The organism is Betaproteobacteria bacterium, assembly GCA_016713305.1.
Taxonomy (GTDB): Bacteria; Pseudomonadota; Gammaproteobacteria; order Burkholderiales.
In genome coordinates, this window is sequence record JADJPK010000014.1 from 1 (window position 1) to 14,964 (window position 14,964).

The window sequence follows — 14,964 nt, forward strand, 5'->3', positions numbered from 1 at the left end:
TCATGGTCAGTCGCGCTGCACATGCCCGGCCCTGGTTCCGGACTGCCTGTCACGGCAGCGCACCGACAGTAGACCGCCAGCCGGACCCGGGGATATTGACTTGCATCAATCGCGAACGATGTGCCAACCCGGACAGGCGGTTCTGCCGCCTATTCGCGCGTATCGGAGACGAGCTGCTGCAGCTCCACGAGGCGGCGATAGAGCCCGTCCTCGATGGCCATCAGGTCGTCGTGGCTGCCCAGTTCGGCCAGGCGGCCGTGGCTGAACACGGCGATGCGGTCGGCATCGCGGATGGTGGAGAGGCGGTGGGCCACCGAGACGATGGTGAGGCGGCCGTGGAGGTGGTCCAACGCGCGCTGGACGGTCTGTTCCGTCTCCGTGTCGATGTGGGACGTGGCCTCGTCCAGGATCAGCAGGCGCGGTTCTCCGGCGAGCGCGCGCGCGATGGCGATGAGCTGTTTCTCGCCGACCGCGAGGCGGGCTCCGCCTTCGCCCACCACGGTGTCGTAGCCCTGCGCGAGCCGGGCGATGAACTCGTGCGCACCGGCCGCGCGTGCCGCGGACTCGATCCGCGAGTCATCCAGCGGCCTGCCCATCGCGATGTTGTCGCGGATGCTGGCCGCGAGCAGGAACGGCTCCTGCGGGACCAGGGCCACGCGCTCGCGGAAGCGGGTTTCGTCGAGATCGCCGATGGCGTGTCCGTCGATCGCAAGACGCCCCCGCGTGACGGGATAGAACCGCAGCAGCAGCGAGAGCAGGGTGCTCTTGCCGCAGCCCGTCGGCCCCACGATGCCGATGAATTCGCCGGGGGCGATGGAAAGCGACACGTCCCGCAGCACCGGCTGGCCGGCCACGTATTCGAAGTCGAGATGCTCGATGTCGACCGCCCCGCGTGTCACCTCGCCGGCGGCCTGCGGCCGTTCCGCTTCCGCCTCGTCGAGCAGCGTGTTGACGCGCGCGGCCGCGATGATCGCCTGCTGCAGGAGCGAGAACTGGGTGGTGAGCTGAATGAGCGGTTCCGTGACGCGGCCGATGTAGCTCACGAACGCGTACAGCACGCCCACTTCCACCGCGCTCAGGGCGCCGCCCTCTCCGCGCAGACCGAAGGCCAGCACGACGGCCGCCAGCATGGCGACGTTGAGCAGATCGAGAGCGGGGCGCAGCAGCCAGGCGTTGGCCTTGAGTTCGCGCACGCAGGACCCGAAGTGGTTCTCGTTGATGCCCGCGTAACGCTTGCCGTAGCGCGCCGTGGCGCCCGTGACCTGCAGCACCGCCATGCCGCCGATGGATTCCGCGGTCTGCACGTTGAGCTCGCTGCGCAGCTCCCGCGTGCGGGCCACGGCCGGGGCGGACAGCCGGCGGTACAGCGCCACGATCACGAACACGGCGGGGATCAGGGTGGCGACGATGGCCATCAGCCGCAGGTCCAGGAAGGCCATGGTCGCCAGCAGCATCGTGACCATGATGACGCAGTCGAGCATCACGAACAGCACCTGCACGTAGAGCTGCTTCACCGCCTCGGTGTCGTTGGTGACGCGGCTCACGAGCTGCCCGGTGATCGCGCGGTCGAAGTACGCGATGGGCAGCATCAGCACGTGCCCGTAGACCGATTCCCGGATGCGCCGGACCGATCGCATGGCGAGGCCCGCCAGGCGCGCCAGCTGGAAATAGCGGATCCAGCTCGCGGTGACTCCGGCCACGAGCGCGCCGCCCAGAAGACCCACGATGGAGCCCACGGCAGGATCCCGTGGCACCAGGTGGCGGTCGATGAAGGCCTTGCCGAGCGCCGGTCCCAGCGCGTCCAGCGCACCGGCCACCGCGAGCCAAAGCAGACCGAGCCACAAGTGTCGGCTCTCGGGCTTCGCGGCGCGCCACAGCAGCGCGCGGGCGCGGCTGCCCGTGGATTCGCGCCCGGTGGAGGACGTGTCAGGCGGCATCGAGCGAGGCCTCCAGTTGCTGGATCCGCCACTGCTGCGCGTACCAGCTGTGCTCCACGCCCCGGCCCAGCAGGCCGGCGTGGGTGCCCCGTTCGGTCACTCGCCCATGGCGCATCACCACGATGTCGTCGGCGTCGGCGAGCGTGGACAGGCGATGGCTCACGATCAGCACCGTCCGGCCGGCACGCTCCCGCCGCAGTTCCGCGAGGATGCGATGCTGGGTTTCCGCGTCCACGGCCGACAGCGCGTCGTCGAGCAGGAGCAGCGGCGCATCGGTGAGCAGGGCGCGGGCGATCGCGACGCGCTGGCGCTGCCCACCCGACAGCGTGAGGCCCCGTTCACCGACCGGCGTCTCGTAACCGCCGGGGAAGCGCTCGATGTCGTCGTGAATGGCGGCGATTCTCGCGGCGCGCTCGATTTCCTCCCGCGTTGCCGCGGGATTCCCGAGAGCGATGTTCTCCGCCACGCTGGCCGAGAACAGGATGGGCTCCTGCGGAACCCATGCGATGGCGGAGCGCAGCGCCTGCAACGTGAAGCGGTCCAGGTCCGTGCCGGCCCAGCGGATGCGGCCGGCATCCGGCGTCCATTGGCGCAGAAGCAGCTTCACCAGCGTGCTCTTGCCGGCCCCCGTGGGCCCGACGACGCCGACCGTGGTTCCGGCCGGGAGTGTCAGCGACACGTCGTCCAGCGCCGGCACCGCCGCACCGGGATACGAGAAGCACACGCCGGCGATGTCGATGTCTCCGCGCGGCGGTTCCGCGATATCGCCGTGGTCGTCCACGGCCAGAGGCTCGTCGAGCACCGCGCTGACGCGGGTCCACGCCGCACGTCCCCGTTCCCACAGCGAGAGCACCCAACCCGCCGCGAACATGGGCCAGATGAGCTGGCCCAGATAGAGGCCGAAGCTCGTGAGCTCGCCCAGGGTGAGCTCCTGGTGCCAGACGAGCCAGCCACCGAAGGCCAGCGACAGCACCATCGCGGCGCTCAGCGTGGTACCCACGGCCGGTTCGTAGGCCGCCTCCCAGCGCTGGGACTGGAAGCTCGCCTCGGCAGCGGCGCCGGCCAGATCGGAGAACCGTGCGCTGCTGCGAAGCTCGAGCCCGAGGGCGCGCAGCGTCCGCACGCCGGTGACCGTTTCCTGCACGTGATCGTTGAGATCCGCGAAACGCTGCAGGGCATCGCGGGACCGGTCGTGGACCTGGGTGGAGATCCGCCAGAACGCGAATGCCATGAACGGAAAGGGCAGCATGGCCACCAGGGCGAGCCGGCCGTCCACGCCGGCCACCATGGCGATCACCACGAGGATGAACGTGAGCGTGCCGTCGAAACCGGCCAGGACGGCTTCGCCGGCCGCCATCTCGATGGCATCGACGTCGTTCGTGGCGAGCGCCATGAGGTCGCCGGTGCGCCGGGTCTGGTAGAAGCGGGGTCCCTGGCGCGACAGCTTGTCGTAGAGCCGCCGGCGCAGCTCCACGCCCATGCGGTACGACGCCGAGTACAGGCGGATGCGCCACGCCACGCGCAGGCCGTAGATCGCGACGCCGGCCGCGAGGATCCAGCCCACCTCGATCCACAGCTGGCGCGTGTCCAGGCGGTGCGCCACCAGCGCATCGACCACGTGCCCGATCTGGCGCGGCAGCCACACGGTGAGCAACGCGATACCGGCCAGCATGACGGCGGCAGACGCATACGCCCGCACGTGCCCGCGGACGAACGAAAGAATGAGCCGGGCGAGCGTCATTCGCTTCGCGCGGGGCAGCGGGAGGGGACGAACGGCAACGGAGAGCGTCGCAGGCGCCGCAGGCCGCCGCCCGTCAGACGAAACGGTGCTGCGCCACCGGGCGCGTCACTGCGCGGCGACGGCACTGATGCGCGAGATGCGGACGACGATGCGTCCCCACTGCTGATTGCGCAGTTCCACCCACTCCTGGCCTTCCAGCCGGATCACGCCGCCCGAAAGTGTGTGGGAGTCGAGGTAGATCGTCACGCCCTTCTTGTCGCGCTGGCTGTTCTCGAGCGCCTGCACGATGGCGTTGTCCGCGGCATCGGCAAAGGCTGGCGGAACGGCCAGGGCCGTCATCAGGGCGGCGGCGAGCATGGCAAGGCGCGCGGCAGGGCGTGTCGTCACGGGGGTCTCCCAATTCTGAAGGGTGCCGAAGAGTGGCGCGGGTGCCGTCCGGCGCGTCACCGCGAGGCCCGCATGCTGCCCCAGAGGACGGCGCAAGAAAAGGCCCCGAAGCGTGTCGATGACATGCAAGTCCGGCGGAGGGGGGACGCCGTGCGGATCCTGATGTCCCGGGTACGACGGTGACGGCTGTCCACCGCTCTCGAATCCGTTGTCGGATCGTGTCCGGCGATGTGCAATCATCGGCCTCCCGCAGCGGGGACGGTTTCCGGACAGGAGCAGGATCCGGTACCTTCCCGGCCGGAGTACGCGCCGCGCGTCCGCGATGGAGCGGCATACGAGAAATGGCAGGAGGAGAGCTTCGATGAGATACCGCACCCTCCCGGGTACCGGGATGCGCGTTTCCCAGGTGTGCCTGGGCACCATGACCTGGGGCGAACAGAACACCGAGGCGGAGGCCCACGCGCAGCTCGACCACGCCATCGGCCAGGGCATCAACTTCATCGACACGGCCGAGATGTATCCGGTGCCGCCCAATGGCACGACGCAGGGCCGCACGGAACGCTATCTGGGTTCCTGGCTCGCACGCCAGCGCCGGGACAGCGTCTACGTCGCCACGAAGGTGGCCGGACCCGGCCGGCGCGACTGGATCCGCAACGGGCGCACGGACCTCACGCGCGAGGTGATCGCCGAGGCGGCCGACACGAGCCTGCAGCGCCTGCGCACGGACTACATCGATCTCTACCAGATCCACTGGCCCCAGCGGAACGTGCCCATGTTCGGCGGTATCGAGTTCGATCCGTCGAAGGAGAAGGAGGGCCCCGGCATCGCGGAGCAGGTGGAAGGCATGGCCGCGCTGATCCGTGCCGGCAAGATCCGCCACTACGGGCTTTCCAACGAGACCGCCTGGGGCGTGTGCGAGTTCCGCCGTGTCGCCCGGGAGCTTGGCGTGCCGGGCCCGGTCACGATCCAGAACAGCTACAGCCTCGTGTCGCGCAACGTGGACAACGATCTGGCCGAGGTGCTGTTCCGCGAGGACATGACGCTGCTCGCCTACAGTCCCCTTGCTGCAGGCATTCTTTCGGGCAAGTATCTGGGTGGCGCGAAGCCCGCCGGAGCGCGGTTCACCCTGTTCGATTCGCTGGGCGTGCGCTTCCGTCCGCCGCTGGTGGCGGAAGCCGCCGAGGCTTACGCCGCGCTTGCCCGCGAACGCGGGATCACGCTGGTGCAGCTCGCGCTCGGTTACGTGGCGAGCCGGTGGTTCCTGGGGTCGTCGATCATCGGTGCGACCACGATGGCGCAGCTCCAGGAAGACATCGCAGCGGCGCAATTCGAACTGGACGCGGACACCCTGGCGCAGATCAGGCAGATCCAGACGCGATACCCGAACCCGGGTCCCTGAGCGGGCCCGGCCCGGGGCAGGGAATGGACCCATCCATCCGCGGCCGGCGGCGGGTGTCGCAGCGCACCGTCCCGGGGCTGCGGCGATCGGAGCCGATTCCGGAGGAGGCCGCGGACAGGTCCGGGAATGCCCGGGGGCTCCGGGCGGCACGGTGGCAGAGTCGATGAGGAGAACGGCGGTGTCCCACGAGGAATTCTCTTTCGTTCCGGCCGCGGATCTGGTCCGCCTGATCCGCCACCGCGAGGTGTCGCCGGTGGAACTCATGCGTGCCACGGTGGCGCGCATGGAAGCGCTCGAACCGTCCCTCAATGCCCTGTGCACGCCGACGTTCGAGGCCGCCCTCGAGGGGGCGCGGCGGGCCGAAGCCGCGGTCATGCGGGGCGAGAGGCTCGGACCGCTGCACGGGATCCCGGTCACGATCAAGGACGTCGCGCTCACCCGCGGTGTGCGGACCATGAGCGGCTCGGCGCTCTTCCGCGACCGCGTGCCGGACATGGATCATCTGCACGTCGAGCGCCTGCGCGATGCGGGTGCGATCATGTTCGGCAAGACCACCGTTCCCGAACTGGGCTGGAAGGGCAATGGCGACAGCCCCGTGACGGGCATCACCCACAATCCCTGGAAGCATGGCACCAACGCCGGCGGGTCGAGCGCCGGGGCAGCGGTCTGTGCCGCGGCGGGCATAGGACCCCTGCACCAGGGCTCCGACGGCGCGGGATCGGTCCGCATGCCGGCCGCGTTCTGCGGGGTGGTCGGCCTGAAACCGTCCTTCGGGCGCATTCCGTACTGGCCCATGCCCAACAACGGACTCATCTCCCACGTCGGTCCGATCACCCGCACGGTCGGCGACGCGGCCCTGATGCTGCAGGCGATGGCCGGACCCGACGACCGCGACGGATGGAGCCTGGAAGGCGCGCCCGATGACTACGCCGGGCGGCTGGACGAAGGCATCGCGGGACTGCGCGTGGCCTTCAGCCCCGGCCTGGGTTATCTGCGTGTCGACGACGAAGTTGCCGGGCCCGTGCGCAAGGCGGTGGCGGCCTTCGAGGAACTGGGCTGCGCGGTGGAGGAAGTGGACCCGGGCTGGGGCGATCCCATCGAGATGGAGCATTGCCTGTTCACCTCCGGTTTCGCCGGCATGATCGGCCACCTGCTCGACGAGTGGGCCGAGCGGCTGGACCCCGGCCTGGTGGCGCTGACGCGCCACGGGCTCCAGTACACGCCGGTGCAGATCGGGCAAGCCCAGGGCCAGAGGCTGGCCTACTACGACCGCATGCGATCGTTCTTCGAGCGCTACGATCTCCTGGTGACGCCCGCGCTTTCGGTGGCGGCTTTCGATGCCACGCGGCTGATTCCCGCGCACTGGGAGCAGCACCCCTGGGACTGGCTGCGGTGGGCGGGTTTCAGCTATCCGTTCAATCTCACCGGATTTCCGGCGGCCACGTGCCCCTGCGGGTTCACGTCCGACGGCCGGCCGGTGGGACTGCAGATCGCAGCCGGACGCTTCCAGGACCTGAGGCTGTTGCAGGCGTGCCGTGCGTTCGAGATCGCCAGGCCCTGGGTGCAACACCGGCCGCCGCTCGAAGCGCGGTGACGGCCGCAACGGCAATGACTTCATTCACGGGGAGAAGAAGATGAAACGTCTGTTCCTTGCGTTGCTCGCCGGTCTCGGCGTGCTTTCCGCCGCGGGCGCCGCCGACGTCGTCCGCATCGGGGTGGTCAACGAGATCACGGGGTCGCAGGCCGAGGCAGGACAGTTCACCGTGAACGGCATCCGCCTGGCGCTGGACGAGATCAACAAGGGTGGCGGCGTGCTGGGCAAGCCGGTCGAACTGCGCATCGAGGACAACGCGTCGACCAATCCGGGCACCGTGCTGGCGTTCTCCAAGCTCTTCGCCGAAGGGGGTGTCGCAGGCGTCATCGGCCCGATCCGCAGCACGCAGATCCAGGCGGCTTCGCCCACCATCGCCAAGGCCGGGGTCCCGGTCATGATCGGCGGCAGCGACGTGAGCCTCACCCACGTGAACAACCGCTGGGTATTCCGGGCCCGGCCGAACGACAGTTACTCGTCGCGGGTCATCGCCGACTTCGGCGTCAACACGCTCAAGCTGCGCAAGTGGGCCATCGTCCATTCCACCGACGCCTTCGGGTCCGGTGGCAAGACGGCCCTCATGGCCGCATTGAAGTCCCAAGGCATCGAACCGGTGCTGACCCAGGGATACACGAACAATTCCCAGGACTTCACCCCCATCGTGCTGGCCGTGAAGAAGTCCGGGGCGGATCTCCTGGCCACCTACATGACCAACCCGCCCGACCAGGGGATCTTCGCCAAGCAATTGCGCCAGCTCGGCGTGAACGTGGTCTGGGTGGGTTCCCCCACGACCATCGCGGTCACCACGCTCAACCTGGCCGGCGAGGCGCTGCACGGCTCGTACGCCATCACGGACTTCACGACGGACGCCAACGACATCACGCGCTCCTTCACCAAGAAGTACCGGGACCGGTTCGGCATGAATCCCGACACCTACGCGGCGTGGGCCTACGACGCCATGCATGTCCTGGCCCAGTCCATCGGCAAGGCGGGAAACACCGAGCCCGAGGCGGTGCGCAAGTCCATTCTCGCGGTGAAGGGGTATCAGGGCGTGGAAGGCACCTACGAGTTCGACGAGTTCGGCGACGGGCTGCACGGCTACAACATCGTGCGCAACGACAAGGGCAGGATCGTGTTCATCAAGCGGGTCGATTTCCCGGTCCGCTGACAGCTGGCGGGGTCCCGTCCGCGCGCAGGCCGACGGGGAGCGGGATCGCGGCTTTTTTGGTTGAAGAGAGGTCCGGGGCCGCCGTTAATGACAGGGTGTCCCGATTGCCAGGGACTTCCCGAACGATCAAGAAATCGGACCCGTGACCCCCGTCCCCGCCATGAAGTTGGGCCGTTTTGTCGTGATTCGCCTCCTGGGCCGTGGCAGCCAGGGCGCCGTCTACCTGGCGCGCGATCCGGACCTGGACCGCCTGGTGGCGATCAAGCTGAACGGCGAGATCCCCGGGCTGACCGACGAGCAGGGCGAAGTCTCGCCCCAGGCGCGCAATCTCGCGCAGCTGCGGCACCCCAACATCGTCGCCCTGTACGAGACGGGGCGCTTCCACAACCTGCGCTATCTGGTCTTCGAACACCTCGAAGGCGCGGTCCTGCGGCATGAAACCGACGGCGGACACCTGGCCGTGGGACAGGCTTGCAGCACCATGGTGCAGATCGTCGACGCGATCGCCTACGCGCACGCCAAGGGCATCCTGCACCTGGATCTCAACCCCAACAACATCATGCGCGATGCCGAGGGCAAACCGCGGGTGATGGACTTCGATCTGTCCCGGTCCGTGGGCGAGAACGTCGCGACGGACAAGGTCGCCGGCACGCTGTCGTACATGGCGCCCGAATACTTCGACGGCCGGGGCGTGGATGCGCGCACGGACGTCTATGCGCTGGGGCAGATCTTCTACGAACTGCTGACAGGCAACCGGGCAGTCCCCGTGTCCACCCGGGAGAAGATGGTGGATGCGATCCGGTCCACGGACCCGGATCTCGCGGCGCTGGGAAGCATCGATCCCGGCGGGCATCTGGGGACCGTGATTGCCAAGGCAACGCGCAAGAACCCCCAGGATCGTTACGCCAACGCGCGGGAGATGCACGTCGCCCTCTGCGCCGCATGGGAAAGAGTGCGGGACGAAGCGGGGGAGAAGACGGCCGTGCTGCACGGGACGCTCGCTTTCGTGCTGAAACGCATCGAGCGGCGCGGCGACTTCCCGGCCATCTCCCGCACGCTTGCCGAAGTGAACCAGCTCACCTCCGGGGAGAAGGACTCGCCGGTCTCCCGCCTGGCCGCGGTCGTGCTGCGGGACTACGCCCTGACGAGCCGGCTGCTCAAGCTCGCCAATTCGTCCTACTTCGCCCGCGGCTCGGGCCGGGTGAAATCGGTGAGCGACGCCATCAGCATCATGGGCGTGGAACAGGTGAGGCTCACCTGCAACGGACTGGCCTGCTTCGGCCACTTTGCCGGAAAGAAGGACAAGCAGCGGTTGCGCGACGAGTCGGTCGCAGCGTTCATCACGGGCCTCCTCGCACGCCACGTGGCTGCGCAGTTCAAGGTCAAGGATCCGGAAGGGGCATTTCTGGCGGGCATGCTGCGCAATCTGGGGCGCATGCTGGCCCTCTACTACTTCGACGACGATTTCGAGGAGATCGAACGCCTCGTGCAGAGTGGCGCCTCCGAGGAGGAAGCCTCGAGGACCGTGCTGGGCGTCTCGCTGGCGGAACTCGGATCTGCCGTGGGAGGCGTCTGGGGTCTGCCGGCGGGCGTGGTCGCCTGCATGGCCGACACGGGCGGGGGGCACGGCGACGCGAAAGTCGTTCTATCCGCCGTCAGGCTCGCCGACGCGCTCGTATCCGTCGATGTCGCGCGCGACCCGGGTCACGCCTCGTTGCTGGCGGTGGCGGCCCAACTGCCCACGGCAGCGCCGCCCGGGCTGGCCGTGCTCCATGCCGTGCTCGCCGCGGCTGTCGAGAAGTTCCGGATCTTCGCACCCGCGCTCGAAGTGGACCTTGCCGGCAGCGCCTGCGTCCAGCGATTGCAGTCCTGGCTGGATCACGTGGCGGCGACCGTCCAGCCGCAGAAGGGCGAGGCACAACCGCCGGGGGCGGCCTGAGCCCGCCGAGGGGCCGGTCGCTGCCCGTGGCCGCGACGCAGGTACCCGCGGGGCGGCCGGCAGTCGGCGGACCGCCGGAGCCCGTCCGGGCGGACTGCCACCGATAGCCGCTGCATCAGCGATGCTGCGAGGTCCCCAGATAGTCGTGGTTGTAGTCGACGTAATGCTTCGCGCCGTACGTGATGATGTGGCGCTTGGCGTCGTCCAGCGGTCCCAGCTTCCGCGCGGGCCGGCCGGCCCACATGCTTCCCGCCGTGAGACGCTGCCCGGGCAGCGTGACGCTTCCCGCCGCGAGCAGCACGTCGTCCTCCACCACCGTCCCCGCACCCAGCACGCTGCCGATGCCGATCAGGGCCTTGTGGCCGATGTCGGCGGTCTGGATCAACACGTTGTGCCCGACCGTGACGCCGGCACCGATGCGGACCGGGCCGTGGTTGGCCAGGATCACCGTGTTGTCCTGCACGTTGGTCCCTTCGCCCACGGAGATCTCGTGTTCGCCCGCCCGGAGTTCGCAGGCGTACCAGATGCTGGCATCGGGCGCGAGCGAGATGCGGCCCTCCAGCACCGATGTGGGCGCGATGAAGTTCGAACTGCCTAGACGAGGGGGCAGGCCCGCGGGCGGGAGGACACGCGCGGGTAGCGACAGCCCGCGCAGCCGTTCCCGCGCCGCCTTCACCTGTTCGGGCGTGAGTTCGCGCACCGGCTTGGCCGGGCTGCCCTCGCAGTAGTGCCCGGCGGGCAGCTGGGCGCGCGGAAACACCACCGAGCCGGCCGCCACCACGCAGTTGTCACCCACCACGGCGCCGTCCAGGATCACCACGTTGTCTTCGATGACGCAGCCGTTCCCCACCGTGCACGCATGCACCGTCGTGTTGTAGCCGACCGTGACGCCATGGCCTACCACGGCCGGGAGCACCTCGTGCGCAATGTGGATGGTGGAACGGGCCCCCATCCAGAAGTCGTCGCCCACCGTGATGTGATGGCCGTCGGCGCGGAGGGTGGCGAGCGAGCCGAACCGCGCGCCCTTGCCGAGCGTCGTGCGGCCGATGATCGCGACGCTGGCGTCGGCCACCGGGGCCTCGGCGCAAACGGGCGTGTGCTGCAGGTAGGGAAAAAAACGGGCGGATCGGGTCATGGGGGGCTGCCTGGGGAAAACTCCGAAAATACCGGATTCTTCGTGCGTGTGCGCGGCGCGGGGAGAAGCACCGGCGTCAGACCCCGGGGAGGCGGCGATCCCTCGACGGTGCCCCCGTCCCGGGTGCGTGCCGGCTCTTCGCCAGGCGTCCGACCATGATGCGGCCGGGAACCTCCGGCCGCATCGGGGCCGCTTCTTCCAGTCACCATGTTCTCCGTGTCCTTTATGTCACTCGTGTTCGCACGAGTTTTCCACGCCACGCTGCAAGCGTCCAATTCCCGGTGCGAGTGGGCCGTTTCGAGTCTTCCACCCGTGCCCAGGGGAGACGACGGATGAAGAGGATCGTGGACGAACGCTGGCCGGAGCGCATCTGCGCATGCGTGGCGCTGGCAGGTTTGCTTGGAGGAGCGGCGGATGCCGGCGCTTTCGCACTGATCGGCGACCAGCGCAACGCGGGGGGCACGCCCAGGGCGTTCTTCTGGTCCGATCAGTATCTGCGCCGGGATCCCATCACCGGCATTCCGGTGCGGGACACGAACAACCGGCTCATTCTCGACCTGGGGGTCGTCGGCATCGGTTTGAATGCCGGGCAGAGGGCGGCGATGCAGTCGGCCGTGAACACGTGGAGCCTGCTGTCCCCCAACGAGGACGCGAACGGCCGCCCCCTCGGCAACCTGTCCCCCATGCAGAAGGGCGACTCGGCCACTTTCGCGAATGGCCTGCGCTTCGACGTCCAGTCGATCCTGCTGCACGAACTGGGGCACGCGATCGGACTCGGTCACCCGAACCTGGCCGACCGCGTGGTGGATCCCAGCGGAAGATTCGGCCGGCTGACCGCATCGCTTCCGAGCCAGTTGCCTGGCGAAGCGGCGCCGATGTATCACCTGGATCCGAACGATCCCTTGCCCGGGTCGAGCGACGACGATCGCAAGGATGACCTGTCGCTCAACCTCACGAGCGCCCTCAACAATCCTTTCGTGAGGTCGGACGGCCCGTTCCTGCTGGACGGTCCGTTCGATGCGCCCTGGCAGGGTTATTCCCAGGCGCCCACGCGGGAAGTGGCCGCGAGCATCGGTTACGCGAACCTCGAAGCCGTGATGGTGCAGCTCGCCGAACCGGAGGAGCGGCAGCGTCAGCTCGCCTGGGACGACGCCCTGGGGGTGGCGTATCTGCAACGCGGGGCCGACGGTGCGGTGGGCGGAGGCGACGACTTCCTCTTCAATTTCTACGTGGTCGACCCTCGGTCTCCGGCTGCGGATACGGCGCCGGTCAAGGTGCGCAACATTCCCAGTACCGACGTCTGGCAGACGGTGTTCGGCACGCGGGGGAGCAACATCGTGGACGCGATCATCGCGTTCGACGCCGACCGGCTGGGGCGTCCGGTGAGTCTGACCGACGTGTGGCTCGACGGACCGCAGGCGAGTCCGGGCAGCTTCATGATCGGCGCCAACATCTTTCTGCTGAACGACTACGACGTACCCGAGCCCGGGCTGTGCTGGCTCATGCTCGCTGCGGTACTGGCGTGGTGGTGGGCCCTTTCCAGGAAACTTCCGGGAGAACGCAAATGACGGATCACCTCATCGAGAAGGGCGGCAGCAGGGCCGCCGATTCGCGGGCGTTGCGCAGCCCCCCTGTGCGGGCCAAGACGCCTGCGCGCAGGAAGACCGCGACGCAACGTGAGGATGCTGCCACCGATACGTCCGAGGCGCAGGCCAGCCGCGAAGAGATGATCGCCATGGCCGCCTACTTCATCGCCGAGCGGCGCGGTTTCGAGGCCGGCCGGGAAATGGACGACTGGCTGGAGGCGGAAGCGCAGATCGACGCGCTCTACTGACCGCACCGGCACGCTCCAGGGCGGCAGGGCAGGCCCGTGCGCTGCGTTATCTGCCCAGGCCCGAACGCACCCAGTCCTCGCTCTTCACGCCGTCGGGCGGGTTCACGGTGTCTGCCGGAAAGCGGATGACGTTCGTCACGGTCGCCTTGCCTCCGGAGTTCCTGACGGTGCCGTAGACCGCATCCTGAATGCCCCGATGTCCCTTGCCCAGCGTCATGCGTGTCGTGCCGCTGGGCGTCTCGTACGACAGGCGTTCGAAGGCGGCCGCGATGTCCTCCGTCGACGGCACCCGGTTTCCCGCGCCCTGGGCCTTCTCGTACGCGGCCTTCGCGCCGAGGATCGCCTGCACGATGTGATACGACGGGAACACCGGCACCTGGCCGTGCTTCTTCGCGTAGGCCGCCTTGAACCAGCGGTTCAACGCGTTGTCGGGCGCGAAGACACCGTGCGGCCCCCGGGCACCGATGATGGCGCCGTCGGGAATGGTCGCGGCCAGGCGATAGATCTCGCTCTCGCCGACGACGAGGATGGGCGCGGCCTTGGCGAACAGGGCGCGCGGGGTGGCCTGCAGCAGGAAGGCCTCGAGGTCGCCGCCCCAGAGGCTCGAGTGGATCACCTCCGGACGCGAGGCGCCGAGGGCGGAGATCTCGGTGCCGTACTGCCCGGCGAAGAGCTTGGGCATCTGCGAGTTCACTGCCTCGGAACCGGGCAGCAGCTTGCTCATGCTGCCCTGGAAGTCGCGCCACGAGTCCAGACCCCAGGCGTAGTTCTGGTTCATGCCCGCGTAGCGCGTCACGTGCGGCAAGGCCTGCTTCACGTACATCGCGGCCGCGACGCTGTCCATGGTGGCGTGTGAAGCGGTGCGGAACACGTAGCGGAAGGAGGATTCCTCGAACAGCCGGGACGTGCCGCAGTTGTAGAACACGGTGAGCGTCTTCAGTTCTTCGGCGACCGGAGCGACCGCGAGACAGCTCCCGCTGGAGATGTACCCGATCACCATGTCCACGTTGCGCTGCGTGACGAGATTCCGGTACTGGGTCACGACATTCGACGTGGTGCCGGCCTCGTCCAGCAGCACCATCTCCACGGGCGTCCCGCCGAAGCCCCGTTTCTGGTGGGGAGCGGGCACCTCGCCCGCGTTCAGCGCCTCGAACAGCAGCTCCGCGGCGTTCCTGGTAGGCATGCCATAGGGGCCGGCACCCGGTCCGGAAAGGTAGGTCACCAGGCCGATGCGCAGCGCGCGGGCGTCCTGCGCGGCAGCCGGGGCGGCGGCGCAAAGACCGAGGGCCAGGGTGGCCAGGAGTGCTCTGATCGGAATCATCGTCGAATCCTCGTCGAAAGGGCTGCCGGATGCCGCCTGAACGGAACGGAACTCACTCGTCCGGCGGCGAGGTGACGACGATGAAGCGCAGATCGGTGAGGCCGGTGTTGTAGATCGCGTGTTCCACACCGGGCGGGATGAACACGATGTCGTCCTTGCGCACCACCTGACGCTCCCCCTCGATCTCCATGAGCCCTTCGCCCTCGAGCACGTGATAGACCTGCTCCTGGATGCGGTGGCGGTGCGGGGCGACGTACGCGCGGGGCTGATAGACCGAGATGCGGTAGTCGAGCTGGCGAGCGCCGCAGGGCTCGGGCCGGACCAGCATCTTGGAGAACGCGCCGCCGTAGTGGGCCGGGGGTTCATCCCACATCACCGAGGCCGCGGGGCGGATCACCGCCTTGCGGGTATCGGACTGATCGCCGTCGAATGCCATGTTCGTTTACCTCCGTGTTCTTGAACGCCGCGACCGGCGGCTTTCGAATGGCATGCCTCATCGCGGATGGACCGGG

Annotated in this window: 12 protein-coding genes; 6 read left to right on the forward strand and 6 right to left on the reverse strand. The window is 68.5% G+C overall.

What is annotated here, in order from left to right; genetic code table 11:
* Positions 1 to 149: 149 nt before the first annotated feature.
* The 3 genes from IPK20_17040 to IPK20_17050 all read right to left on the reverse strand — a co-directional run bounded on the left by IPK20_17040 (position 150) and on the right by IPK20_17050 (position 4,065).
* Positions 150 to 1,937 (reverse strand): ABC transporter ATP-binding protein, encoded by a 1,788-nt coding sequence (locus IPK20_17040; protein ID MBK8018251.1) that lies wholly within the window; start codon positions 1,935 to 1,937, stop codon positions 150 to 152.
* Entirely contained in the window at positions 1,927 to 3,678 is a 1,752-nt protein-coding gene (locus IPK20_17045) for an ATP-binding cassette domain-containing protein (GenBank protein MBK8018252.1), read from the reverse strand. Before IPK20_17045 ends, IPK20_17040 begins: the two co-directional genes overlap by 11 nt.
* Positions 3,679 to 3,783: 105 nt before the next feature.
* Positions 3,784 to 4,065 (reverse strand): hypothetical protein, encoded by a 282-nt coding sequence (locus IPK20_17050; GenBank protein MBK8018253.1) that lies wholly within the window; start codon positions 4,063 to 4,065, stop codon positions 3,784 to 3,786.
* 361 nt (positions 4,066 to 4,426) lie between these two features.
* Here IPK20_17050 and IPK20_17055 point away from each other — a divergent pair, with 361 nt between their 5' ends.
* The 4 genes from IPK20_17055 (at position 4,427) to IPK20_17070 (ending at position 10,162) form a co-directional block, all read left to right on the forward strand.
* The gene (locus IPK20_17055; GenBank protein MBK8018254.1) at positions 4,427 to 5,464 is read left to right on the forward strand and encodes an aldo/keto reductase; all 1,038 of its coding nucleotides are present in this window, start codon (positions 4,427 to 4,429) and stop codon (positions 5,462 to 5,464) included.
* Between the two features lie 163 nt (positions 5,465 to 5,627).
* Positions 5,628 to 7,058 (forward strand): amidase, encoded by a 1,431-nt coding sequence (locus IPK20_17060; protein ID MBK8018255.1) that lies wholly within the window; start codon positions 5,628 to 5,630, stop codon positions 7,056 to 7,058.
* 40 nt (positions 7,059 to 7,098) lie between these two features.
* Positions 7,099 to 8,223 carry an ABC transporter substrate-binding protein gene (locus IPK20_17065; protein ID MBK8018256.1) on the forward strand — a complete coding sequence of 375 codons (1,125 nt, stop codon included), beginning with the start codon at positions 7,099 to 7,101 and terminating at the stop codon, positions 8,221 to 8,223.
* Positions 8,224 to 8,365: 142 nt separating this feature from the next.
* A complete protein-coding gene (locus tag IPK20_17070) occupies positions 8,366 to 10,162 on the forward strand; it encodes an HDOD domain-containing protein (protein MBK8018257.1) in 1,797 nt (598 codons plus the stop codon).
* 115 nt (positions 10,163 to 10,277) lie between these two features.
* Here the strand turns inward: IPK20_17070 and IPK20_17075 are convergent, their stop codons facing one another.
* Positions 10,278 to 11,297: a gamma carbonic anhydrase family protein gene (locus IPK20_17075; GenBank protein ID MBK8018258.1), complete on the reverse strand. Its 1,020-nt coding sequence runs from the start codon at positions 11,295 to 11,297 to the stop codon at positions 10,278 to 10,280.
* Between the two features lie 332 nt (positions 11,298 to 11,629).
* Between IPK20_17075 and IPK20_17080 the strand changes: the two genes are divergently transcribed.
* A complete protein-coding gene (locus IPK20_17080) occupies positions 11,630 to 12,865 on the forward strand; it encodes a hypothetical protein (GenBank protein MBK8018259.1) in 1,236 nt (411 codons plus the stop codon).
* A complete protein-coding gene (locus IPK20_17085; GenBank protein ID MBK8018260.1) occupies positions 12,862 to 13,131 on the forward strand; it encodes a DUF2934 domain-containing protein in 270 nt (89 codons plus the stop codon). The genes IPK20_17080 and IPK20_17085 overlap by 4 nt, the downstream gene beginning before the upstream one ends.
* 46 nt (positions 13,132 to 13,177) lie before the next feature.
* Here IPK20_17085 and IPK20_17090 read toward each other — a convergent pair whose 3' ends face one another.
* Together IPK20_17090 and IPK20_17095 are read right to left on the reverse strand one after the other, a co-directional pair.
* Complete coding sequence (locus IPK20_17090; protein ID MBK8018261.1) at positions 13,178 to 14,452, reverse strand: ABC transporter substrate-binding protein; 1,275 nt, start codon at positions 14,450 to 14,452, stop codon at positions 13,178 to 13,180.
* Positions 14,453 to 14,504: 52 nt separating this feature from the next.
* A complete protein-coding gene (locus tag IPK20_17095) occupies positions 14,505 to 14,888 on the reverse strand; it encodes a cupin domain-containing protein (GenBank protein MBK8018262.1) in 384 nt (127 codons plus the stop codon).
* Positions 14,889 to 14,964 lie beyond the last annotated feature (76 nt).

What these genes read in the sequence shown, in the direction of transcription:
- IPK20_17040 (MBK8018251.1), bottom strand. Translation starts at nt 1,937, where the DNA reads ATGCCGCCTGACACGTCCTCCACCGGGCGCGAATCCACGGGCAGCCGC.
- IPK20_17080 (MBK8018259.1), top strand. Translation starts at nt 11,630, where the DNA reads ATGAAGAGGATCGTGGACGAACGCTGGCCGGAGCGCATCTGCGCATGC.
- IPK20_17095 (MBK8018262.1), bottom strand. Translation starts at nt 14,888, where the DNA reads ATGGCATTCGACGGCGATCAGTCCGATACCCGCAAGGCGGTGATCCGC.
- IPK20_17045 (MBK8018252.1), bottom strand. Translation starts at nt 3,678, where the DNA reads ATGACGCTCGCCCGGCTCATTCTTTCGTTCGTCCGCGGGCACGTGCGG.
- IPK20_17065 (MBK8018256.1), top strand. Translation starts at nt 7,099, where the DNA reads ATGAAACGTCTGTTCCTTGCGTTGCTCGCCGGTCTCGGCGTGCTTTCC.
- IPK20_17090 (MBK8018261.1), bottom strand. Translation starts at nt 14,452, where the DNA reads ATGATTCCGATCAGAGCACTCCTGGCCACCCTGGCCCTCGGTCTTTGC.
- IPK20_17075 (MBK8018258.1), bottom strand. Translation starts at nt 11,297, where the DNA reads ATGACCCGATCCGCCCGTTTTTTTCCCTACCTGCAGCACACGCCCGTT.
- IPK20_17085 (MBK8018260.1), top strand. Translation starts at nt 12,862, where the DNA reads ATGACGGATCACCTCATCGAGAAGGGCGGCAGCAGGGCCGCCGATTCG.
- IPK20_17055 (MBK8018254.1), top strand. Translation starts at nt 4,427, where the DNA reads ATGAGATACCGCACCCTCCCGGGTACCGGGATGCGCGTTTCCCAGGTG.
- IPK20_17060 (MBK8018255.1), top strand. Translation starts at nt 5,628, where the DNA reads ATGAGGAGAACGGCGGTGTCCCACGAGGAATTCTCTTTCGTTCCGGCC.